Genomic DNA, 22,225 nt, shown 5'->3' on the forward strand with positions numbered 1-22,225 from the left:
TAGGTCAGGGGTTTTTCATATTAATGATCTACCTTCACGCGCTTCATAAAGAAAGCGCCAATTAAACCGATAATGGCAACAATCATTGCAAACACAAATGCGTGCTGTACACCCGCTGTCAAAGCTTGCGGGATGACTGCCGGATCGGCAGGGTTTTTAACTGTACTCATATAATCATGCTGGCCTGCAGCCATAATGCTGACCGCAACCGCTGTTCCGATAGCGCCGGCCATTTGCTGCAGCGTGTTCATAATGGCGGTGCCGTCTGGATAAAATTCGCGCGGCAGTTGGTTTAAACCGTTTGTCTGTGCAGGCATCATGATCATAGAAATCCCGATCATCAAGCAGGTGTGCAGGATGATAATCAGCACAGCCGTTGAAGTGGTCGTGACATTTGAGAAGAACCATAGTACAACGGTGACAATCACAAATCCCGGAATGACAAGCCATTTCGGCCCGTATTTATCGAACAAGCGGCCTGTAACAGGGGACATAAATCCATTTAAAATACCGCCCGGCAAGAGAACAAGACCAGCTGCAAATGCAGTCAGGACTAAGCCGCCTTGCAGATACATCGGCAGAAGCAGCATAGATGACAGAATGACCATCATACAAATGAACACCATGATCACACCCAAAATAAACATCGGGTATTTGAACGCACGGAGGTTCATCATCGGCTGCTTCATTGTCAGCTGGCGGATTGAAAATAGGATAAGGCCGACAACGCCGACAATCAGCGACACGATAACAGTCGGGCTGGACCATCCCCCGGAGCCTTCACCCGCGTTGCTGAATCCGAACACAATGCCGCCGAAGCCAATCGTCGACAGGATGATAGACAATACATCGATTTTCGGCTTTGTCGTTTCAGATACATTCTGCATATATGCGATACCGAAAACAAGCGCCAGCACAAGGAATGGAAGAGAGATCCAGAAAATCCAGTGCCAGTTGAGATGCTCCAGAACCAATCCTGAGAAAGTTGGGCCGATGGCGGGCGCGAACATAATGACAAGACCGATCGTTCCCATTGCGGCGCCCCGTTTATGAGGCGGGAAAATCACCAAGATTGTGTTAAACATTAGGGGCAGTAAAAGACCGGTTCCAAGTGCCTGAACGATCCTTGCCGCTAATAAAAACGAGAAGCTCGGCGCAAGCGCCGCAATGAATGTACCTAAAATTGAAAAGATAAGTGACACGGTAAAAAGCTGTCTTGTTGTGAACCACTGCAACAGCAGTCCTGAAACAGGAACAAGGATACCGAGTACGAGCAGGTAGCCCGTCGTTAACCATTGGACGGTTGCCGCTGTAATGTTCAATTCCTTCATAAGGTCGGTTAACGCAATATTCAGCGCTGTTTCACTGAACATGCCGATAAAACCGGCCAACAGCAAGGAAATCATAATCGGCATCACTTTGTATTGCTGAGATGCTTTAGCTGTTGTTTCCAAAATTATTTCCCCTCTCTATCAACTGCATGTAGTATGTCGTTTTTTTATCTCTTCAGCAGGTCAGGAATGCAGCTGGAGATATGAAGGAGCGGCGTACTGTTTTTTGCCGTCAAAGATAAAAGGATGCCGCCTTCAATCATCGCATTAACCACAGTGCTGGCTTCTTTTGCACGGCTCTCGCTGCAGCCAGTCTGCCGCAGTTTTTCCTCATACACAGAGGCCCATTCTTTGTAGGCTTCATGACAGGCTTCGCGCAACGGTTCGCTTTTCAATGACGTCTCAGCCGCTAGCAAGCCCACAGGCAAGCCTTCAATGTCTTCCGTACATGAAAACTGGCAGGAGAGCTCCTTCAAAAAGGCTTGAATGCCTTCCGCTGGATCGGTGTAGGCTTCCATGCAGTCCGCGATTTTCTGACGGATATACTCCTTCATCTCATTCACGGCTTCCATCGCAAGCTGTTCTTTACCCCCGGGAAAGTGGTAGTAAAGAGAGCCTTTAGGCGCGCCGCTTTCCTTTATAATCTGGTTCAGCCCCGTGCCGTAATACCCTTGCAGCTGAAAAAGCCGGGTAGCTGCCGAAAGGATTTTCTCACGGGAATCTCCATAACTCATAACATTCCCACCTTACTGAATTGCAATCAAAAATATAGTGACTGGTCTATTATCTTGATTCAATCATCAATTGTCAAGAAAAAATCATTGTATGAAAAGACAAAAAAAGAAGGATATGACAACAAAAAATACTGAGAGAAAAGCTGACTGATCTTTTGACTGAATAGATAAAATATTCAAAGATTAATCATCATATGGATGCAAGGAGAGAAATAGATGAAAAAACAACGAATGCTCGTACTTTTTACCGCACTATTGTTTGTTTTTACCGGATGTTCACATTCTCCTGAAACAAAAGAATCCCCGAAAGAAAAAACGCAGACACAAAAAGTCTCTTCGGCTTCTGCCTCTGAAAAAAAGGATCTGCCGAATATTAGAATTTTAGCGACAGGAGGCACGATAGCTGGTGCCGATCAATCGAAAACCTCAACAACTGAATATAAAGCAGGTGTTGTCGGCGTTGAATCACTGATCGAGGCAGTTCCAGAAATGAAGGACATTGCAAACGTCAGCGGCGAGCAGATTGTTAACGTCGGCAGCACAAATATTGATAATAAAATATTGCTGAAGCTGGCGAAACGCATCAACCACTTGCTCGCTACAGATGATGTAGACGGAATCGTCGTGACTCATGGAACAGATACATTGGAGGAAACCGCTTATTTTTTGAATCTTACCGTGAAAAGTGATAAACCGGTTGTTATTGTCGGTTCGATGAGACCTTCCACAGCCATCAGCGCTGATGGGCCTTCTAACCTGTACAATGCAGTGAAAGTGGCAGGTGCACCTGTGGCAAAAGGGAAAGGGACGCTTGTTGTTCTAAACGACCGGATTGCCTCAGCCCGATATGTCACCAAAACAAACACAACCACAACAGATACATTTAAATCAGAAGAAATGGGCTTCGTCGGAACAATTGCAGATGATATCTATTTTAATAATGAGATTACCCGTAAGCATACGAAGGACACGGATTTCTCGGTTTCTAATCTTGATGAACTGCCGCAGGTTGACATTATCTATGGATACCAAAATGACGGAAGCTACCTGTTTGACGCTGCTGTAAAAGCCGGAGCAAAGGGGATTGTATTTGCCGGTTCTGGGAACGGGTCTTTATCTGATGCAGCCGAAAAAGGGGCGGACAGCGCAGTCAAAAAAGGCGTCACAGTGGTGCGCTCTACCCGCACGGGAAATGGTGTCGTCACACCAAACCAAGACTATGCGGAAAAGGACCTGCTGGAATCGAACTCTTTAAACCCCCAAAAAGCACGGATGTTGCTGATGCTTGCGCTTACCAAAACAAATGATCCTCAAAAAATCCAAGCTTATTTCAATGAGTATTGAAGAAAAGAAGGCGAATAAGCCTTCTTTTTTTTGGCTTTTTAGGACCAATAATGACCTCTGAATCTTAAAATTTCTTTAAAAATAAGCCGAAATTACCCTTTACTTAATTAATTTGGTAACGTAATATAATTGGAGAATTTGTTACAAAAAAGGAGGATATTATGAAATTTGTAAAAAGTAAGTTCATTGCACTTGTAACAATTTTGATGCTGTCTGTTACATCGCTGTTTGCGTTGCAGCCGTCAGCAAAAGCCGCTGAACACAATCCAGTCGTTATGGTTCACGGTATTGGAGGGGCATCATTCAATTTTGCGGGAATTAAGAGCTATCTCGTATCTCAGGGCTGGTCGCGGGACAAGCTGTATGCAGTTGATTTTTGGGACAAGACAGGGACAAATTATAACAATGGCCCGGTATTATCACGATTTGTGCAAAAGGTTTTAGATGAAACGGGCGCGAAAAAAGTGGATATTGTCGCTCACAGCATGGGGGGCGCGAACACACTTTACTACATAAAAAATCTGGACGGCGGAAATAAAATTGCAAACGTCGTAACGCTTGGCGGCGCCAACCGTTTGACGACAGGCAAGGCGCTTCCGGGAACAGATCCAAATCAAAAGATTTTATACACATCCATTTACAGCAGTGCCGATATGATTGTCATGAATTACTTATCAAGATTAGATGGTGCTAGAAACGTTCAAATCCATGGCGTTGGACACATCGGCCTTCTGTACAGCAGCCAAGTCAACAGCTTGATTAAAGAAGGGCTGAACGGCGGGGGCCAGAATACAAACTAATCAGATCAATAACCTTGAAGAATGCTATTCTTCAAGGTTATTCTGCTTTCAGCACAATGGTTTTCGCAGCCATATCATGAACGGCTTGTTTTTTCTTCGTAAATGCGGCTGTCAAATAGATCAGGCGGGAGAATACATGCACCCACGCTATGATGTAACGGACAATCGCCTGTAGGAAAGAAATTTTCTCGTGTGTTTCGTCTCTTACGATTTGCAGTCCGATGATTTTTTTGCCCAGTGTGCCCTTCCAATTTGTCAGCGGCATCAGCAAAGGATACACAAGCAACATGAGTATGGCTACAATAATGACGCCTGCGGAGCCGTCGCCAAACGTAAATCCGGCAGCCAAAATCACTGCTGCGGCAATGATTACATCAAGTACAAGAGCGCAGGCGCGCAGCATAAAACCAGCTAGTTCCAACTTAAACACTCCTTAAAATTTTAGATAAATACCTAATGATTGTAAAAAAGAAGGGCCTAAAGTGGGAATAGGTGATAAGCCTTAATTCACAAAAGATGATGAAAATGTCATAGGTAAATTGGCATAATCAGCCAGCCAATCATATTACCAAATTCTTTTTTAGCCCGAAACCAAGCCCTCAGAAGTTATTTTTGTTAAAATAGAAAAGTTACAACAGAATTCGGAGGGTTTATTGTGGGAAAAGTGAAACGAAATGCCCCTTGCCCATGCGGCAGCGGCAAGAAATATAAAAAATGCTGCGGAAGTAAAGTTGTCGACTTCCCGGCGGAACTAGCGGCAAAAGAAGCGAAACAAATTCAGGAAGACTTAGTGGAGTATGCCTTCACAGTACATAGAGAAAGCATTTCAGGCTTTATCAACCAGCATGATTTTCTTTCTGCTATGGACAGACAGACCAAAGACATCAGCGTATTTAACTTAGGAATCTGGGGAATTTTCTTCCACCCGCTTGCTGGTGAGAAGACAATCTTCGAAGAGTACCTTCAGAAAAAAGGCGATTCGATCACTCGTCCGAAAACGCGTGAGATCGTAGAATCATGGCAGAGCATGACGCCTGCTTTATTGCTGCTGAAGGACCTGAAGGAAGGCATCATTCACTTTGAAGATGTCATTACGGCAAAACAATTCGAAGTGGAAATGGACGCCAGCAATCAAGACCTTCCTCCAGTGGGAAGCCTGATTCTTGGATACCCAATCCACGAAGCGGAAAAAGCAGAATTCTTCATGCAGTTCACGATCTTCCCGGTGAAGAGAACAGAAGCTCTGATCAGCAAGGTGAAGAAATATGCGGATGCCGCTGTGAAGGACGGCAAAACGCCGGAGGACTTCATGAAGCAGGAATTCAACAACGTTCTGTTCGCGTTGTTAGCTGAGAAAGATGAAGAGCCACAAGCAGAGAAAGCGGAAGTAAGCACTGTTGAGTGGGCAAACGACTTGGAGAAAGAAACCGCTGCGGCTATTGAAGAAGGCATGAGCGGGGAAGAGTATCCGACTGAATTGATCCCAGCTGTTATTGACATCTGGAAAACATTCTGCGAGAAAAAATCACCTGTCATCAGAAAGCCCGAAGCTTTTGCGGCGGCAGTTGAATATTATGTAAACGCGATTTCTCTTAACGGCGCGTCCGTTTCTCAAGCTAAACTGGCGAAAAAATACGGCGTCAGCGCATCAACGATTTCCAGCCGTTACAAAGAAATTGAAAGCACGCTGCAGGATGAAGCGGATCGTTTTGCACAAGCGTTATCCTCATAATGAAAAAAACCTTGAAAAGCCAGGCTTTTCAAGGTTTTTTTATTTCTGAAACGGAATTTTGATTTCTAACCGGAAGACGGGGTGGCGGTAGGTAAAATCCAGTCTGCCAAAAGCGCTCTTCACCAGTTTTTGAATGATATATGTGCCCATGCCTTCATGAGCGCCGTTTTTCGTTGAGCGGCCAAACGATTGATAGATTGTATCGAGCACTTTTGGGTCCATCCCGGGAGTGCTGTTTTCACAAGTCAGTACATAAAGTCCGCTGCGCAGTGAAGTCTCCAGTTTAATCTCTGCTTTTTCTCGGGCCTCCGCCGCGCTGTCGAGCGCATTTTCTAATATGTTGCCGACCAAGCTGACCTGATCAGCAGGCGAAAACGGAAGGGAAGAAAGCGGTGTATGCATATGCAGCGAAACACTCACATTCGAGGCGCGGGCTTTTTCTAAAAAATCATAAAGCACCCCTGCAACGTACGCGTTCTCTCCTTTCAAAAAACGGTCATATTGACTGTATTGATCCGCCCAGTTTTGAATATATGCTTGTGTATCTGCCTTGGGCTGAGCTGATTTGATTGCAGTGATATGTTTCATTGTGTCATGATTCCGGCTTCTGACATCAATCAGCATTTGATTGGCGTGCTGTTCAGCCTGAGTCAGCTTATCAATTTGATCAGAAAGCCTTGCCTGCAAAGCAGACTGTCCGATACGGAGCCCTTCACACCCTGCAAATATCGCGATTACACATAATGCCGGCATGATGTTTGTGCCGATCAGCACCACTCCCGCCGACATCACTTGAATCACGGCAATCCATGCACAAAGACCTGAGGAACAGTGTTTCCACATCCGCTTCGTTTTCCAAATGTACAATCCTGCAGCAGCTGCGCCTAAAACAGCGGTGAGCCAAGAGACGGCTGTGCTGTGTGAAAGAGCAGCAGCTCCCTGATAACATATGAAACTAAATAAAATCAGATAAAGACATTGAAAAAGGGTAATCACGTACTAAACTCCTCAAAAATAGTAGTTTTGAAAATAATCAAGCTGCTGCTTGGTGATCATCGCTTTTTTAGACGTTCCCTCAAAGGAAACTGTAAATGAATGCTTGGTATAAGCGGAAAAATGCTTTATGTAATGAATGTTGATAATAAAGGAACGATGCGAACGAAGAAAATCTTTTTCGGGCAGGTCGCCTTTAATATCATTTAATGTTTGATACGTTTGCACCTCTTCGGCGGTTGTCACAATCGTCGTCGAACGTCCCGTCCGTTCTGCGAAAATAATATCCTTCTTTTGCAGGACATGCATTTCAGACTTTTGCTTTATCAATATACGCCCATTTAAACTCGTTTCCGTTTTCTTTTTCAAGTACCGGTCGAAGGAAGCGGCCAGACGGTCGGCATAGTACGGCTTCATAATATAATCATGGACGTTCAGGTCAAAGGCGTGAACCGCATAACCGCCGTGGCCGGTAACAAAAATCACATCCACATCAAGTGAATGGGATTTGATCAAATCAGCAAGCTCGTAGCCAGACATATGGGGCATCTCGATATCGGCAAGCAGCAGATCAATGTCTCCGTTCTTTACCCGCGTGTAGGCTTCCTTCGCTGAATCGGTGGAAAAGACAATTTCGACGTCCTGCATTCTGGACACGATCGCTTCCAGCTTCTCTAAATCTACTCGATAATCATCTACAAGTCCGACTTTTACCATTATCATTCCCCTAGTTACATAGAATCATCTTTATTCTATCCCATTTCGCGACATAAAAAGAACTCTTCGCGACAACTTTATCCAACTAATCCAGCTTTTCGTATATAGTCATTACTAGAAATAAAGATAAGGGAGATTGTGACATGATTACACTGACCGATTGCAGCCGCAGGTTTCAGGATAAGAAAAAAGTAGTCAAAGCGGTGCGAGATGTAAGTTTAACAATTGAAAAAGGAGAAGTCGTCGGCATTCTCGGAGAAAACGGTGCCGGCAAAACCACGATGCTGAGAATGATTGCTTCCTTGCTTGAACCATCACAGGGTGTAATCACAGTAGACGGCTTTGACACGGTCAAGCAGCCGGCTGAGGTCAAAAAAAGAATCGGTGTCTTATTCGGAGGAGAAACCGGGCTTTACGACAGGATGACCGCTAAAGAAAATCTCCAATACTTCGGTAGGCTGTATGGGCTGAACCGCCACGAGATCAAAGCAAGAATAGAAGATTTATCGAAACGGTTCGGCATGCGCGATTATATGAACCGGAGAGTGGGCGGGTTTTCTAAAGGCATGAGGCAGAAAGTCGCCATTGCCAGAGCGCTGATTCACGATCCGGACATCATTTTATTTGATGAGCCGACAACTGGGCTTGATATTACGTCAAGCAACATCTTCCGCGAATTTATTCAGCAGCTGAAAAGAGAACAAAAAACGATTCTTTTCTCCAGCCACATTATGGAGGAAGTGCAGGCGCTCTGTGACAGTGTCATCATGATTCACAGCGGAGAGGTGATTTACCGAGGGGCGCTTGAATCCCTATACGAGAGCGAGCGCAGTGAGGATTTGAATTACATCTTTATGTCTAAGCTTGTCAGGGGGATTTCTTAAATGCTGAGCCATATTTATAAAAAAGAAATGATCGACGCTTTGCGCGACAGAAAAACGATTTTACTCACAATCTTAGTGCCGATGATTATGATGCTTGGACTTGTCTTCTTTTATGAAAGCATGCTGTCCGACAAAGGGGAGCAGTACACGCTGGCTGTCGGCCATTCGCTTCCGCCCGCACTGGAAAGCAAGCTTAATGAGATTGACGAAATCAGCGTAAAAACATTTGCAAAGCCTGAAGAGGCAGTTGATGAAGGAAAAGCAGATGCCTATCTGAACGTCCCGAAAGAGTTCGACTCATATGTCAACAGCATGACACCTTTTAAGGTTGATTTTTACGGCAATTCAATCGATCAAGGGTCGTCAAATGCCATGCAGCTTGTGCAGTCTGCCTTAGATCAGTACAAAAATGAAATTGTGCAGCAACGTTTAACAAATAAGCATATTGATCAATCGGTGATCCAGCCGTTTACGATTCAGCAAAAGGAAGCGGATGAGGAGAAAGGGACTTCCGCTATTATGCTTTCCGCCATTCTGCCCATGCTGATTCTGACTTCCATTGTTTCCGGCGCAATGCCGATCGCTCTTGATATCATGGCCGGTGAAAAGGACCGGAAGTCAATCGAGGCGCTGCTATTAACGCCAGTCAGCAGAAACAAAATGCTGGTCGGCAAGTGGCTTGCGGTTTCCACTTTTGGCGTGGCTTCAGGTGTATTGGCTTTGGTGTTTTTGATTTTGTCCACCGTGTTATTCACCGAAAATTTAAAAACGGCCTTCCAGCTGGGAGATCATATGTGGAGTGTAATCGGCGCTTCAGCCTTAATCATTGTGCTCTCTGCATTGCTGATCTCTGCGATGGAGCTTTTCATCAGCATCATGTCCAGCTCGGTAAAAGAAGCGCAAAGTTATATGTCTCTCGTCGTCTTTCTGCCTGTGTTCCCGATGTTTTTCATCTTCAGCAAGGCACCGAACCAATTTGACTTATCATACTTTCTCATCCCGTTTCTGAACCTGCATGCGTTATTTAAACAGCTTTTATTCGGGATGGTTGACCCGGCTGCCATTTTGTCTACGTCAGGAACCATCGCCGTGCTCATCGCCATCTTCTTTTTACTAGCCAGAGCCTGCTTCCTGAAAGACAAATGGGTTCTTCCAAAATAAACTTGCGAAAGGAGAAATACACTTTCTCCTTTTTGTATATCCTGAAAAAAGAAGGAAAATAGAAAAAGGATATCTAATACAAAAAGTGACCCTGCACTATTTTTCATCAAAATTGGTTTCAAAGGAGAAGGAACAATGGATCAAACAAGTACACTCGGCAAAACGAAGCTGAAGGTGAAGCGGATCGGATTCGGCGCGAATGCGGTCGGCGGGCATAATCTATTTCCAAATCTAAATGATGAAACAGGGAAGGATTTAGTGCGCACGGCATTGGATGGCGGCGTCAATTTTATCGATACCGCCTTTATATATGGATTGGGGCGATCTGAAGAATTAATCGGCGAAGTCTTACAGGAACGCGGCGTGCGGAATGAGCTCATCATCGCCACCAAAGGAGCTCATAAAGAAGTGGACGGCAGCATTGAATTAGACAATAGCCGGGAGTTTCTTCGCAGCGAGGTCGAGAAGAGCCTGAAGCGGCTGAAAACAGATTACATTGATTTGTATTATGTTCACTTTCCGGATGGAAAAACACCTCTCGCTGAAGTGGCGGGCACTTTGAAAGAGCTGAAGGATGAGGGGAAAATCAAAGCAATCGGCGCTTCGAACCTCGATTATCAGCAATTGCAGGATTTTAATGCTGACGGCTATTTGGAGGTCTTCCAGGCCGAATATTCTCTCATACAGCGTGATGCCGAGAAAGAGCTTCTTCCGTACTGTGAAAAACAAGGCATCTCCTTTATTCCTTACTTTCCGCTTGCGTCCGGACTGCTGACAGGAAAATTCACGCGAGACACCGTCTTTGATGATTTCAGAAAGGATAAACCTCAATTTCAGGGTGAAACGTTTATCCACAATCTCAAAAAAGTAGATAAGCTGAAAGCAGTAGCGGAGGAAAAACAAGCGGATACGGCACATGTCGCCTTGGCGTGGCTGTTAACGAGACCGGCGATTGATGCCATTATTCCAGGAGCTAAACGACCTGAGCAATTACAGGATAACCTGAAAACCTTGAACATTGAACTGACCGAAGACGAAGTGAATTTCATCAGCGACATTTTTAAATAAAAAGGAAATAGCCGTCACGGCTATTTCCTTTTGGTGTTTTATTCTTTGATGAATGCTTCGACTAATTCTGCTGCTCTGTAATCATCCATATCAAGCTGCCATTGGTCGATGTCATTTTTCTTCATTTTCACTTCAACTGTTTTTTCAGATGAAGCAGGTCCAAGCTTTTTGAATTCCTCAGGATAGACTTGAAGCGCGTATTTCACTGCCTCTTCATAGCTGGCACTAGAGTTTTTACTGTAGTAGTCTTTCACTTTGTCTTCGATACGGTCTGAAAGAGAAGATGCATCTACAGGTTTAACTGTGGCTTCAACAATTGCTTCGTCTTTAGAGATTGAAGTCGTTTTTGCCTGAATGGAAGAGTTTTTGCTTAATCCCTCTTTAATGCCGTTCACGATATTATCAAGCGCTTTGCTGTCCGCATATGTGCTGGAAAGGCCAGAAGCTGAGAGATAACCGTCTTTGGCTGATTCATTAAAATCATTTACAATTTCATTTTTGTTAGCGCCGGTGATTTTTTCGAAATCGGCGTTATCTTTGCCGAAAAGAAGGACATCAACATAAGCTGATAACGCTTTTGCAGAATCTTGGAGCTTATCTGCCGTCGCCAGGATTTTTTTGTCTTTTCCGTCAATTTTAAAAGTAACTGATTTTGGCTTTTTATCACCGTAAGATTCCGGCGTATAGTTAAGCTCGTATTGCTTGCCTTTATCTACAACGAAGAAAAGATTTCCTTCTACGGATTTGTCAGCGTTAATCGTGCTGCCTTGAAGCTTTTCGCTATAGTCTTCAGGGTCTGTGTCAGACATTTTGGTATCACCTTGATACAATGTGAAATCCATACTGTCTACATTCAGCGGGTCTTTTCCTGTGTTTTTCACCGCGACATTGACTTTTAACACAAGCTGGTCATCTGAAGTGGACTTATCATATTTAGACGGAAGCGTGTAAGAGACATCCTTGATTTTGACTTGAGCTATATCTGAGCTTTTTTCTGTTTCTGATTCTTTCTTCTCCGCGCTTGTTTTGCTGCCGGAACAAGCAGCTGTAAACATCATCAGCAGAAGAATTAGGAAAACAGCGTACGTTTTTTTCTGAAACATTCATTTTTCCTCCTCAAATGGTTTAGGAAAGGGGAGTCTTTTGTCTTTGAGAAATGGATCTTTTTGAATGGATTAGCATCATATAACCAAAAAAATCAGTTCTTTTCTCACGGTTTTCACCGGATTTTCTGGAAACTCCGCCCTCCTTTGTCATGAATGGACCTATAAAAAGTTACAACGGAATTAATTTTAAGATTATTAGCTTTTATATTGAATAGGTTCATCATCCTATTTTTGGTGAAAAATGTTCTGGTAAAACTGGTAAACTCAGAAAACTGTGTATTTTAGACTATTACTTTTTGATTAGTTGGAGGGAACTTAAGAAGGATGAAAGGGGCTGCCTTTGTGAAGAAAGAGGGACTGAAACAAAAAGCACTGGAAATCGGCCGGGTGCCGACACACTTAAAACTGGAAATTGAAGATTATGGCGGTGATGACAAAAGAGCTCATTTTTGTTGGGCAGATCCTCAGGATGAGAATATCGGCATTATCGTGGAACTTGGACCGGACGGAGAGCTGGAATCCCTTTCCCGTGATATTGAACCTGAAAGCGGAGAAAGGCTGTCTGAGGAGAAACTAGAGGATATCATGCGCCAATTTGTCGAGACTCATCATCCGGGGGCACTCTCTGCCTTTGTTCGTGAAGAAAATGACCGTGCATACGGCAATAAAGTGAGATTTTCATATGTTCAAATGGAGGCTGGGCTTCCTCTCCCCATGAGCGGATTTATGGCTGATGTTTCCTTATCAGGTGAGATCGTTTACTTCCGCTATTACGGCGAAGCAGGCAGCATCATCAAGCCAAAGAGGGTCGCGGATGTTGAAGAGGCACTTGCCTTTATCAAGAAGGACGTGGAGTTCGACCTTTTGTTTCAGGTTCTCCATCGTTCTGTTTACAAAAATGGAGATGATAAGCCGCATTTGGTGTATGAGCCTGAATGTAGGGCGATTACCGTACCTGCGGATTTGGTTCAAGAAGAACAAGGAGGAGTTGATGATGACGATAATTACAGGGAGCCTGAGAGCTTTCCTCTCCCTTTATTCGAGGGCATCCACGAAAAGGCCGATCCTGACAGCATGATTGGTATTGAAAATGGGTTTGTCAAAGAGCGGGAAGCGGATTTGGGAGATGGGAGAATCGGAATCGTTTGGCGGAATCCGGATGACCCTGTGTATCAGCCGGCGGATAAAAGCATGGACAGCTGGTTTAAGGGACGGACTCATCAAGTGCTGAAAACCATCTATAACAAAGAAACCGGAAAACTTGAAGGCGTCATGTCATTTATGGAGAAAAAAGGGCCGCTGACAGTAACTTTGGCAGAGTGTGAAAAAATCGCGCTTCGCTTTCTGTTTGCTTTATTTCCGAATGCCGATCAATATTTTAGGATCAGATACGACGAAAAGGATGAAGAGGAAAACGCAGTCGCTGTTTTTACATTTGAAGCGCATTGTCACGGAGTTCCGATCCGATTTGGGCAGATCAGAATTTGTGTCAGCCGCCAGACAGGGTATATCACCGTTTATATGGGACCGGATATTGACCCAAATGAGCTGGCAACCATTGATCCTGTGCCGGCCATTTCAGTTGAACAAGCCAAGTCTATCTTTTGTCAGCATTTTAAAGTTGAGCTTGGCTGGGAAAGAGAATATCACGATAATGAAGAACACAGCTACCGGCTCGTCTATAGGCCGGTGTATCCGCATTTTATCGATGCACATACAGGAGAGGCTGTCTTCAGCTTATGGTGAAACAGCCAAAAGTCACGCAATTGCCTCGGATATAGAAGAGAGTATGTGATGAAAGTAACAGAAAGAATCTCGAAAAACAATGACAATAATAGAAAAGGACCTTTCTTCACTTTAAATGAAGAAAGGTCTTTTTATATAATAAACAGGATTCTCTTTGTCGTAGACTCTTTGAAAGGGATGACTTCATTGGTTAATAAACAGCTGAAAAAGAAGGCGCAGGAGATCGGAAAAGTACCGACGCATTATGAGATTGAGATAGAAGATTACGACCAAAAGCAAAAGAAGAACGGGCAGGCATATTTTATCTGGAAGGACCCTAAAGATCCGGAAAAGCACATTACAGTTGAACTTAGAAATGACGGCGCTTTGCTCACCTTTTCAACAACTGTCCGCTCCGAGACAGACAAACAACTTCCAGATGCCGAGCTGAAGCTGACGGCTCTTCAGTTTGCCGCTGCCAATCATCCCGGCACATTTATGAATTTTCATTTTCAAGGCAAGGAAGAACGGGGGCAGCACATCCGGTTTGTCTATACCAAAATGGAGCTGGGGCTTCCGATTCCCAATTCAGGCTTTTTAATTGATATGACACGCAGCGGTCAGATTGTCCACTTTCTATATTACGGGGAAGGGCATAAAGCCGAAGTTCCGACGGAATTTGTAGCAAAAGAGAAGGTTGTGTCCCATTACTTAAACACAATGTCTTTTGAGCTGATGTACGATGTCATTGATGGCGAACAGGAACCAAGGCTCGTATATGAACCGATTCTCCCGGGATACAGCTATCCTGCAGATGTAGACGAAATTGTGCCCGACCAGCATATCGCAGATGAAAGAATAGAAAACACGGCGCCACTGCCGCCGCTTCAGAACAAGGAAGAAGTTGATATATTTGCCTTGCTGGGTTTTACCTCTGATATGCAGAAAGTCAGTGAAAGAGACTTTGGAGAACAAATTGGAAGCACATGGCGCAGGGGCGCTTCGCCGGAGCGTAAGGATTTAAGCATCGGAAGCTATTTTGAAATGAGAAATAAAAACACAATCAAAATGAAGACGGATAAAAGAACCGGAAAATTAAAAGCAGCGCTTTCTTTTATGGAGCGGCCGAACAACCGCCAATGCTCCACGGAAGAATGCCAAGAGATAGCGCTTCAATTTTTGTATGCCCTCTATCCGAGAGCGGCTGAGTTTTTCAGGGTGAATCCCGTCCGAATTGATGAGAGAGGGAGAGTCCGCAACCATTTTTCTGTCTGGTATAAAGGAGTGCCGCTGCGGTTCGGCGCTGCCCGCATCATTGTCAATCCGGAAACTGGGTTGATTGACGCTTTTATGGCGCCTGATATTGAACCTGAACAATTGGAAGCGATAAATCACAGGCCGGATGTTTCCGCTGAAGAAGCGAGAGAAGCGTTTTTAGCCGCTTTTGATGTGAAGCTGGAATGGCAGCCTGATTTTACTGCAGGCAGTGACCAGCACTACAAACTTGTCTATAAGCCGGTTTACCCTTCCTATATTGATGCGCACATTAGGAAAAAGAAAAGGCTGTGAGGGGTGTCTAGTTAGGAATCATCTCCAAGTGGGGGTAGTCCTTGAATCGTTTCCAATCCCCGCCCCATTCAAAACCGAGTGTCTTAGCGATCTCGACAACCTCCAGCCAATCTGATTTTCCATTTTGATTGCCGTCATATTCCATATCCCATATGATGCTTCCATCCTTTTTTTGAAGGGCGAAATCAATCGCTAAACCATAGTTATGATACGATTCCCCTCCTCTTGCATAGGTGACAATATTCCCTTTTTTTGTACGTCCCTGTTTATATAATTCATCTTGTTCCTTGAAGGACCTGAATTCTTCAGTAATGACGACGGTAATGCCTTTATTCGCTGCAGCGGCTTTGAGTGCATCGGCATTCTGCTTCACAATCGGATGAAGATCCGAGGGGACAGGCATGTCCTGCAAGGCGTTTTGAGAATGCCATTCATGCCGAATATAACTAAAACAAAGATCTAGAAGAAATAGAATACATAAGATGACAAATGTTTTTGCGGGTAACTTCATATCGGTCTCACTTTCTCAAGATGTGCTGAATGTTAACGCTTTTAAGTGATTGACTCTCTCTAAAAGCGAACAGCTATGATAAAATATAACATAAATAGTAGCAGGAGGAAGGAGGCAGACCGATGAGAGCAAAGATTCCATCAGAAGAAGTAGCAGTAAAGCTGAATGAATGGTACAAGCTCATTCGCGCATTTGAAGCAGATCAAGCAGAAGCGTTAAAGCAGGAGATTGAATACGATTTAGAAGATATGGAAGAGAACCAGGACTTGCTTTTATATTTTTCCTTGATGGAATTCCGCCATCGAATCATGCTTGATAAGCTGATGCCGGTGAAAGACAGCGACACCAAGCCTCCGTTCTCTGATATGCTGAACGAAATTGAAAGCAATCAGCAAAAACTCACGGGCTTATTGGAATACTACTTTTATTATTTCAGAGGAATGTACGAATTCAAGCAGAAAAATTTCATATTAGCGATCGACCATTATAAACATGCCGAGGAAAAGCTCGAGTATGTCGAGGATGAGATCGAAAAAGCTGAGTTTCTTTTTAAAGTCGCAGAAGTGTATTATCACATCAAACAAACGTATTTTTCCATGAATTATGCGAGCCAGGCGCTTGATATCTATACGAAATATGAACTGTACGGTCGCCGCCGGGTTCAGTGTGAATTTATCATCGCCGGAAATTTGACCGATGTGTATCATCATGAAAAAGCACTGACCCACTTGTGCAGCGCTTTAGATCATGCCAGGCAGCTTGAAGAAGCGTACATGATCGCCGCTGCCTATTATAATGTCGGACACTGTAAGTACAGTCTGGGTGATTACAAAGAAGCGGAGGGCTATTTCAAAACAGCCGCCGCCATTTTTGAGGAGCACAACTTTCAGCAAGCTGTTCAAGCTGTATTTTCACTGACCCATATCTACTGTAAAGAGGGAAAATACGACAAGGCAGTAGAGGCGTATGACCGCGGGATAAAGAGCGCGGCTGAATGGGAGGATGACATGTACTTGACGAAATTCCGCCTCATTCATGAGCTGTATCTTGGAAGCGGCGACCTGAACGTGCTTACAGAATGCTTTGACTTGCTGGAATCCAGGCAGCTTCTTGCCGACGCCGAAGATCTGCTGCATGATACAGCGGAACGTTTCAATCAGCTGGAACATTACGAGTCCGCTGCTTTCTTTTACCGCAGGCTGATGAATATTAAAAAGAAGCTTGCCGAGCAGCGTTTTCAATAGGAAATGGCAGAGAACTACAGGTTCTCTGCTTTTTTTGTGCTGTTTTCAACTCGGAAAAACAGGGTATTTTCCACTGCATAGTGAGAAATCAGAGGAGGATATCAAGTATGTACAAAGATTTAACCGGAAAAACAGCGATTGTGACAGGGTCTTCAAAAGGAATCGGGAAAGCCATTGCGGAACGGTTCGGACAGGAGAAAATGAATGTTGTTGTAAACTACCACAGCGACCCGTCTGGAGCCGATGAAACTCTGGAAATCATTAAGCAGAACGGAGGGAAAGCCGTCGCAGTTGAGGCGGACGTGTCAAAAGAAGAGGGGATTCAGGCGCTCTTGGACACAGCTTTAGAGCATTTCGGCACGCTCAATGTGATGGTAAACAACTCCGGTTTTAACGGCGTTGAGGCGATGCCGCATGAGATGAGTCTTGAAGATTGGCAGAGAGTGATTGATGTCAATGTTACCGGAACCTTTCTGGGAGCGAAAGCAGCACTTAACCACATGATGAAAAACAATATCAAGGGCAATGTGCTGAATATCTCAAGTGTTCATCAGCAGATTCCGCGCCCAGTCAACGTTCAGTATTCCACATCCAAAGGCGGCATCAAGATGATGACGGAAACGCTGGCGCTCAATTATGCGGATAAGGGAATCCGCGTCAATGCGATAGCGCCCGGCACCATTGCCACAGAATCAAATGTTGATACGAAAAAGGAAGAGAGCAGGCAAAAACAATTGAAAAAAATTCCGATGAAAGCCTTCGGAAAGCCTGAAGAAGTGGCGGCAGCAGCAGCTTGGCTCGTATCTGAGGAAGCAAGCTATGTGACCGGCACAACACTTTTCGTCGACGGCGGAATGACACTTTATCCATCTCAGCTTGAATAGAAGACAAAACAGGGGGATTGCGGGATGAAAACAGACTGGTGGAAGGATGCAGTGGTGTACCAAATTTACCCGAGAAGCTTTCAGGACAGCAATGGAGACGGAATTGGGGACTTGCGGGGGATTATTTCCCGTCTTGACTACATAAAGGAGCTCGGGGCAGATGTGATTTGGATTTGCCCGATCTATCCTTCTCCGAATGTTGATTACGGCTATGATGTGACAAACCATAAGGCGATTATGGATTCTTACGGAACAATGGACGATTTTCACGAGCTGCTGGACCAGGTGCATCAGCGGGGATTAAAGCTGGTGATGGACTTTGTGTTAAATCACACCTCGGTCGAGCATCCGTGGTTTAAAGAAGCGGAGCTGGACAAAAACAGCAAATACCGCAGCTATTATTATTGGCGTCCCGGCACAAAAAACGGCCCGCCGACGGACTGGCTCTCAGACTATGGATGCCCGGTCTGGCAATACGAAGAGCACACCGGAGAGTACTATCTCCATATGAATGCCGTCAAACAAGCTGATTTAAACTGGGAAAATCCCGAAGTTCGCCAGGCGGTGTATGACATGATGAAATTTTGGCTCGATAAAGGGGTCGACGGTTTGCGAATTGATCAGCTCCATCTCATTTCTAAGAAAGAATATCTTCCTTCGTATGAGGACTATATCAATCAGCAGGCAGAGCCGAGGCCCTTTCAGCCAAATGGCGAAAGAATCCATGACTATTTAAAAGAAATGACAGATGAAGTGTTTTCTCAATATGATGTCATGTCTGTCGGAGAGGTCGGCAGTGTCACACCGGAAGAAGGCCTGAAATATACGGGAACAGATAAGCATGAGCTGAATATGATTTTTCACTTTCAGCATATGGAGCTTGATCAGCAGCCCGGAAAAGAACATTGGGATTTGAAGCCCCTTGAGCTTTCTGATTTAAAATCGGTTTTGACAAAATGGCAAAAGAAGCTTGAACATCAAGGCTGGAATACATTGTTTTGGTGCAACCACGACCAGCCCCGGATTGTGTCCAGATTCGGAGACGATGGGGAATACCGTAAAACATCAGCGAAAATGCTGGCAACCGTACTTTATTTTATGAAGGGCACGCCGTATATTTATCAGGGAGAAGAAATCGGGATGACAAATGCGCCGTTTACCCGGATTGAAGACTACAAAGATATCCAAACGATCAATATGTATCATAAACGGGTGTTTGAAAAAGGCTATGATCCAAATGATGTGATGAGATCGATCTTAGCCAAAAGCCGGGATCACGCCCGGACCCCGATGCAGTGGAACAGCGGCAAAAATGCCGGATTTACTGACGGCACGCCTTGGCTGAAGGTCAATCCGAACTTCACCGCAATCAATGTGGAGGAAGCGCAGGGAGATCCTGATTCTGTCTTAATCTATTACAAAAAGCTGATCAGCCTGAGAAAGCAGTACGCTGACCTCATGAAAGGGAGCTTTGATCTTTTGCTTCCGGACGATCCGCAGTTGTTTGTATACATGAGAGAAAACAGTAAACAGCAGCTTTTGTCGGTCAATAATTTTTCAAAAGAGCAGGCTGTTTTTCAGTGGCCTAAGAACTGCGGCAAAGCTCAGGCCTCTCTGCTTCTCAGCAATTATAACAACGATGATCTTGCTGACGAAATGGTGTTCCGGCCTTATGAGAGCAGGGTCTATCTTCTGGACAAAACAAACTAATGATTTAAGTAGCCCGGCATTCTTAGCCGGGTTTTTTTAGTACATATATCCGCTCTGCAGGCGGGAAGAATAAATGAAAATGAAATTTATTCTTGCAAAACGTAATGACTTCGGTTTATTATGATATAGGATTACAAAATCGTTATCATTTTGATTTAAAGTTACTGAAAAAGAGGGGATATACGATATGTTTAAAAAATGGAGCGGTTTGTTTGTGATTGCAGCGTGCTTTTTATTAGTTGCAGCATGCGGCAACTCATCAACAAAAGGGTCGGCGGATTCAAAGGGTGATAAACTGCACGTTGTCACAACGTTCTACCCGATGTATGAATTCACAAAACAAATTGTAAAAGACAAAGGCGATGTGGATCTGTTAATCCCATCTTCCGTTGAACCGCATGATTGGGAACCGACGCCGAAAGACATTGCCAACATTCAGGATGCTGATTTGTTCGTTTATAATAGTGAATACATGGAGACATGGGTTCCGTCAGCTGAAAAAAGCATGGGCCAAGGCCATGCCGTTTTCGTTAATGCAAGCAAAGGCATTGATTTAATGGAAGGCTCTGAAGAAGAACACGAAGAGCATGATCATGGAGAGCATGAGCACAGTCATGCAATGGACCCTCACGTATGGCTCAGCCCTGTTCTGGCACAGAAGGAAGTTAAAAATATTACGGCGCAAATCGTGAAGCAGGACCCGGATAACAAAGAATACTATGAGAAAAATAGTAAAGAATATATTGCAAAACTGCAGGATCTTGATAAACTATATCGTACAACCGCAAAAAAAGCGGAGAAAAAAGAATTTATCACGCAGCATACAGCTTTTGGCTATCTGGCAAAAGAATACGGCTTGAAGCAGGTTCCGATTGCAGGGCTTTCACCTGACCAAGAACCGAGCGCAGCCAGCTTGGCAAAGCTGAAAACATATGCCAAAGAACATAATGTAAAAGTCATTTACTTTGAAGAAATTGCATCCTCAAAGGTCGCAGATACGCTCGCCAGTGAAATCGGCGCGAAGACAGAAGTGCTGAATACACTGGAAGGCTTGAGCAAAGAAGAACAGGATAAAGGTTTAGGGTATATCGACATTATGAAACAAAACCTCGATGCCCTGAAAGATTCACTATTGGTTAAATCATAAGATAGTGTGCGCCGGAGGGTGCACACTATTTCTTTGTGAGAAAGGAAGATTAACATGAATCTCGTCTCATTGAAAGATATCGTTTTCGGCTATTCCCATACGCCTGTTTTAGATAAAGTATCACTTGATATTGAAAGCGGTGAGTTCGTCGGCATCACTGGACCAAACGGCGCCTCTAAATCGACGCTCATAAAGGTAATGCTCGGCATGCTGAAACCGTGGGAAGGCACAGTGACGATCAGTAAAAGGAATACAGAAGGGAAACGCCTGACCATAGGGTACGTCCCGCAGCAAATTTCTTCATTTAATGCCGGCTTTCCGAGCACGGTGCTGGAGCTTGTTCAGTCAGGCCGCTACACAAAAGGGAAATGGTTTAAACGTTTAAATGAAGAAGATCATCTTGAAGTAGAAAAAGCACTGAAAATGGTGGAAATGTGGGAGCTCCGCCATCGTAAAATCGGTGATTTATCAGGCGGACAGAAACAGAAAATCTGTATCGCCAGAATGCTTGCCAGCAACCCGGATCTGCTGATGCTGGACGAACCGACGACAGCTGTTGATTACGACAGCAGAAAAGGATTTTACGAATTTATGCATCACCTTGTGAAAAATCACAACCGCACAGTTGTGATGGTTACTCACGAACAAAACGAAGTACAGCAATTTTTAGATAAAGTGATTCGATTAGAGAGAGGAGAAAAAGGCGGATGGAAATGTTTGACTTGGAATTCATGCGACGAGCTTTTCTAGCAGGCGGCATGATCGCCGTCATGGCTCCGATACTAGGAGTGTATCTCGTTCTCAGAAGACAGGCCTTAATGGCTGACACACTTTCACATATCTCATTGTCAGGTGTTGCCATCGGCTTTTTTCTCAGCACCAATATAACCGCAGCAAGCATAGTCGTCGTGACCATCGGCGCAATCGGAATTGAATACATGCGGCGGGCGTATCGGACTTATTCAGAAGTGTCCATTGCGATCTTGATGGCAGCTGGTTTGTCCTTCGCGATGTTTTTAATCAGCCTTTCCAAAGGCACAGCCAATATGAGCATCGATCAATACCTATTTGGATCGCTTGTGACAGTCAACCAGCAGCAGGTCTATATTATCAGTATTATCACACTGCTGATCCTGCTTTATTTTATCGTACTGAGAAGGCCGCTCTACCTGCTGACGTTTGATGAAGCAACAGCCAAAACATCGGGAATCAATACAAACGTTCTTTCATTGTCATTCAGTATTGTCACAGGCCTTGCGATTTCAGTCATTATTCCGATCATCGGGGTCCTTCTTGTCTCGGCCCTGCTCGTATTGCCGGCAGCATTCGCCATCAGAATTGCAAAAGGCTTTAACATGGTTTTCATTACAGCCATACTCATTTCGTTATTCAGTGTATTTACGGGACTGACATCATCCTATCAGCTCGGGACGCCGCCAGGTCCGTCTATTACCCTGCTATTGATCGTTTTGCTATTAATCGGATTTGCAGTTCAGGGAGTTTGGACGTTTATCAAAAAAGAAGCTCAGCGCAAAAAAAGGCGCCGATAACATGAAAAGCAGTTT

General features: G+C 44.4%; 22 protein-coding genes. 14 read left to right on the top strand and 8 right to left on the bottom strand.

Features of this window, described 5'->3' with window-relative positions; translation table 11 throughout:
* Nucleotides 1-20: 20 nt before the first annotated feature.
* Both lmr(B) and lmrA read right to left on the bottom strand, forming a co-directional pair.
* On the bottom strand, nucleotides 21-1,460 hold the full coding sequence (gene lmr(B), locus MHH79_RS01550) for a lincomycin efflux MFS transporter Lmr(B) (RefSeq protein WP_063336001.1): 1,440 nt from the start codon (nucleotides 1,458-1,460) through the stop codon (nucleotides 21-23).
* A 38-nt stretch (nucleotides 1,461-1,498) separates the two neighbouring features.
* Nucleotides 1,499-2,065 carry a transcriptional regulator LmrA gene (gene lmrA / locus MHH79_RS01555; RefSeq protein WP_063336002.1) on the bottom strand — a complete coding sequence of 189 codons (567 nt, stop codon included), beginning with the start codon at nucleotides 2,063-2,065 and terminating at the stop codon, nucleotides 1,499-1,501.
* A gap of 216 nt (nucleotides 2,066-2,281) precedes the next feature.
* On the opposite strand from lmrA, the gene ansZ reads away from it, so the two are divergent.
* Entirely contained in the window at nucleotides 2,282-3,409 is a 1,128-nt protein-coding gene (ansZ, locus tag MHH79_RS01560) for an asparaginase AnsZ (RefSeq protein WP_340034925.1), read from the top strand.
* A gap of 161 nt (nucleotides 3,410-3,570) precedes the next feature.
* Complete coding sequence (gene lipA / locus MHH79_RS01565) at nucleotides 3,571-4,209, top strand: lipase LipA (RefSeq protein WP_063336004.1); 639 nt, start codon at nucleotides 3,571-3,573, stop codon at nucleotides 4,207-4,209.
* 37 nt (nucleotides 4,210-4,246) lie between these two features.
* On the opposite strand, the gene MHH79_RS01570 is transcribed toward lipA, so the two are convergent.
* Entirely contained in the window at nucleotides 4,247-4,630 is a 384-nt protein-coding gene (locus tag MHH79_RS01570) for an RDD family protein (RefSeq protein ID WP_063336005.1), read from the bottom strand.
* Nucleotides 4,631-4,864: 234 nt separating this feature from the next.
* Between MHH79_RS01570 and MHH79_RS01575 the strand changes: the two genes are divergently transcribed.
* The gene (locus MHH79_RS01575; protein WP_003246276.1) at nucleotides 4,865-5,941 is read left to right on the top strand and encodes a helix-turn-helix domain-containing protein; all 1,077 of its coding nucleotides are present in this window, start codon (nucleotides 4,865-4,867) and stop codon (nucleotides 5,939-5,941) included.
* A 39-nt stretch (nucleotides 5,942-5,980) separates the two neighbouring features.
* Here the strand turns inward: MHH79_RS01575 and natK are convergent, their stop codons facing one another.
* Nucleotides 5,981-6,937 carry a two-component system sensor histidine kinase NatK gene (natK, locus tag MHH79_RS01580; RefSeq protein ID WP_340034926.1) on the bottom strand — a complete coding sequence of 319 codons (957 nt, stop codon included), beginning with the start codon at nucleotides 6,935-6,937 and terminating at the stop codon, nucleotides 5,981-5,983.
* Nucleotides 6,938-6,949: 12 nt separating this feature from the next.
* Nucleotides 6,950-7,651 (bottom strand): two-component system response regulator NatR, encoded by a 702-nt coding sequence (natR, locus tag MHH79_RS01585; RefSeq protein WP_063336007.1) that lies wholly within the window; start codon nucleotides 7,649-7,651, stop codon nucleotides 6,950-6,952.
* A gap of 143 nt (nucleotides 7,652-7,794) precedes the next feature.
* On the opposite strand from natR, the gene natA reads away from it, so the two are divergent.
* From natA to MHH79_RS01600, 3 genes are all read left to right on the top strand, one after another.
* Nucleotides 7,795-8,535, top strand: a complete 741-nt coding sequence (gene natA / locus MHH79_RS01590; RefSeq protein WP_015252894.1) for a sodium ABC transporter ATP-binding protein NatA — start codon at nucleotides 7,795-7,797, stop codon at nucleotides 8,533-8,535.
* Nucleotides 8,536-9,696 (top strand): sodium ABC transporter permease NatB, encoded by a 1,161-nt coding sequence (gene natB / locus MHH79_RS01595; protein ID WP_340034927.1) that lies wholly within the window; start codon nucleotides 8,536-8,538, stop codon nucleotides 9,694-9,696. It abuts the gene before it with no gap.
* Between the two features lie 135 nt (nucleotides 9,697-9,831).
* Entirely contained in the window at nucleotides 9,832-10,764 is a 933-nt protein-coding gene (locus tag MHH79_RS01600) for an aldo/keto reductase (protein ID WP_063336009.1), read from the top strand.
* 38 nt (nucleotides 10,765-10,802) lie between these two features.
* Here MHH79_RS01600 and MHH79_RS01605 read toward each other — a convergent pair whose 3' ends face one another.
* Both MHH79_RS01605 and MHH79_RS01610 read right to left on the bottom strand, forming a co-directional pair.
* Nucleotides 10,803-11,867 (bottom strand): DUF4352 domain-containing protein, encoded by a 1,065-nt coding sequence (locus MHH79_RS01605; protein WP_003234750.1) that lies wholly within the window; start codon nucleotides 11,865-11,867, stop codon nucleotides 10,803-10,805.
* Between the two features lie 22 nt (nucleotides 11,868-11,889).
* Complete coding sequence (locus MHH79_RS01610) at nucleotides 11,890-12,021, bottom strand: hypothetical protein (RefSeq protein ID WP_003246334.1); 132 nt, start codon at nucleotides 12,019-12,021, stop codon at nucleotides 11,890-11,892.
* 173 nt (nucleotides 12,022-12,194) lie between these two features.
* Here MHH79_RS01610 and MHH79_RS01615 point away from each other — a divergent pair, with 173 nt between their 5' ends.
* Together MHH79_RS01615 and MHH79_RS01620 are read left to right on the top strand one after the other, a co-directional pair.
* A complete protein-coding gene (locus MHH79_RS01615) occupies nucleotides 12,195-13,616 on the top strand; it encodes a YcdB/YcdC domain-containing protein (protein WP_063336010.1) in 1,422 nt (473 codons plus the stop codon).
* 186 nt (nucleotides 13,617-13,802) lie between these two features.
* Complete coding sequence (locus MHH79_RS01620) at nucleotides 13,803-15,164, top strand: YcdB/YcdC domain-containing protein (protein ID WP_063336042.1); 1,362 nt, start codon at nucleotides 13,803-13,805, stop codon at nucleotides 15,162-15,164.
* 7 nt (nucleotides 15,165-15,171) lie between these two features.
* Here the strand turns inward: MHH79_RS01620 and cwlK are convergent, their stop codons facing one another.
* A complete protein-coding gene (cwlK, locus tag MHH79_RS01625; RefSeq protein ID WP_340034929.1) occupies nucleotides 15,172-15,675 on the bottom strand; it encodes a peptidoglycan L-alanyl-D-glutamate endopeptidase CwlK in 504 nt (167 codons plus the stop codon).
* A 122-nt stretch (nucleotides 15,676-15,797) separates the two neighbouring features.
* Between cwlK and rapJ the strand changes: the two genes are divergently transcribed.
* The 6 genes from rapJ to znuB all read left to right on the top strand — a co-directional run bounded on the left by rapJ (nucleotide 15,798) and on the right by znuB (nucleotide 22,210).
* Nucleotides 15,798-16,919, top strand: coding sequence for a response regulator aspartate phosphatase RapJ (gene rapJ / locus MHH79_RS01630; protein WP_015715201.1), 1,122 nt, complete (start codon nucleotides 15,798-15,800; stop codon nucleotides 16,917-16,919).
* 107 nt (nucleotides 16,920-17,026) lie between these two features.
* Nucleotides 17,027-17,803, top strand: coding sequence for an SDR family oxidoreductase (locus tag MHH79_RS01635; RefSeq protein ID WP_063336011.1), 777 nt, complete (start codon nucleotides 17,027-17,029; stop codon nucleotides 17,801-17,803).
* 24 nt (nucleotides 17,804-17,827) lie between these two features.
* The gene (locus MHH79_RS01640; RefSeq protein WP_063336012.1) at nucleotides 17,828-19,513 is read left to right on the top strand and encodes an alpha-glucosidase; all 1,686 of its coding nucleotides are present in this window, start codon (nucleotides 17,828-17,830) and stop codon (nucleotides 19,511-19,513) included.
* A gap of 187 nt (nucleotides 19,514-19,700) precedes the next feature.
* A complete protein-coding gene (locus tag MHH79_RS01645; protein ID WP_003234733.1) occupies nucleotides 19,701-20,660 on the top strand; it encodes a metal ABC transporter substrate-binding protein in 960 nt (319 codons plus the stop codon).
* Between the two features lie 54 nt (nucleotides 20,661-20,714).
* A complete protein-coding gene (znuC, locus tag MHH79_RS01650) occupies nucleotides 20,715-21,410 on the top strand; it encodes a zinc ABC transporter ATP-binding protein ZnuC (RefSeq protein WP_014475714.1) in 696 nt (231 codons plus the stop codon).
* A complete protein-coding gene (znuB, locus tag MHH79_RS01655) occupies nucleotides 21,368-22,210 on the top strand; it encodes a zinc ABC transporter permease ZnuB (RefSeq protein WP_041053073.1) in 843 nt (280 codons plus the stop codon). Before znuC ends, znuB begins: the two co-directional genes overlap by 43 nt.
* The last annotated feature ends 15 nt before the right edge of the window (nucleotides 22,211-22,225 follow it).

Origin of the sequence: Bacillus sp. FSL K6-0993 (genome assembly GCF_037977205.1) — a bacterium.
GTDB lineage: Bacteria > Bacillota > Bacilli > Bacillales > Bacillaceae > Bacillus > Bacillus subtilis.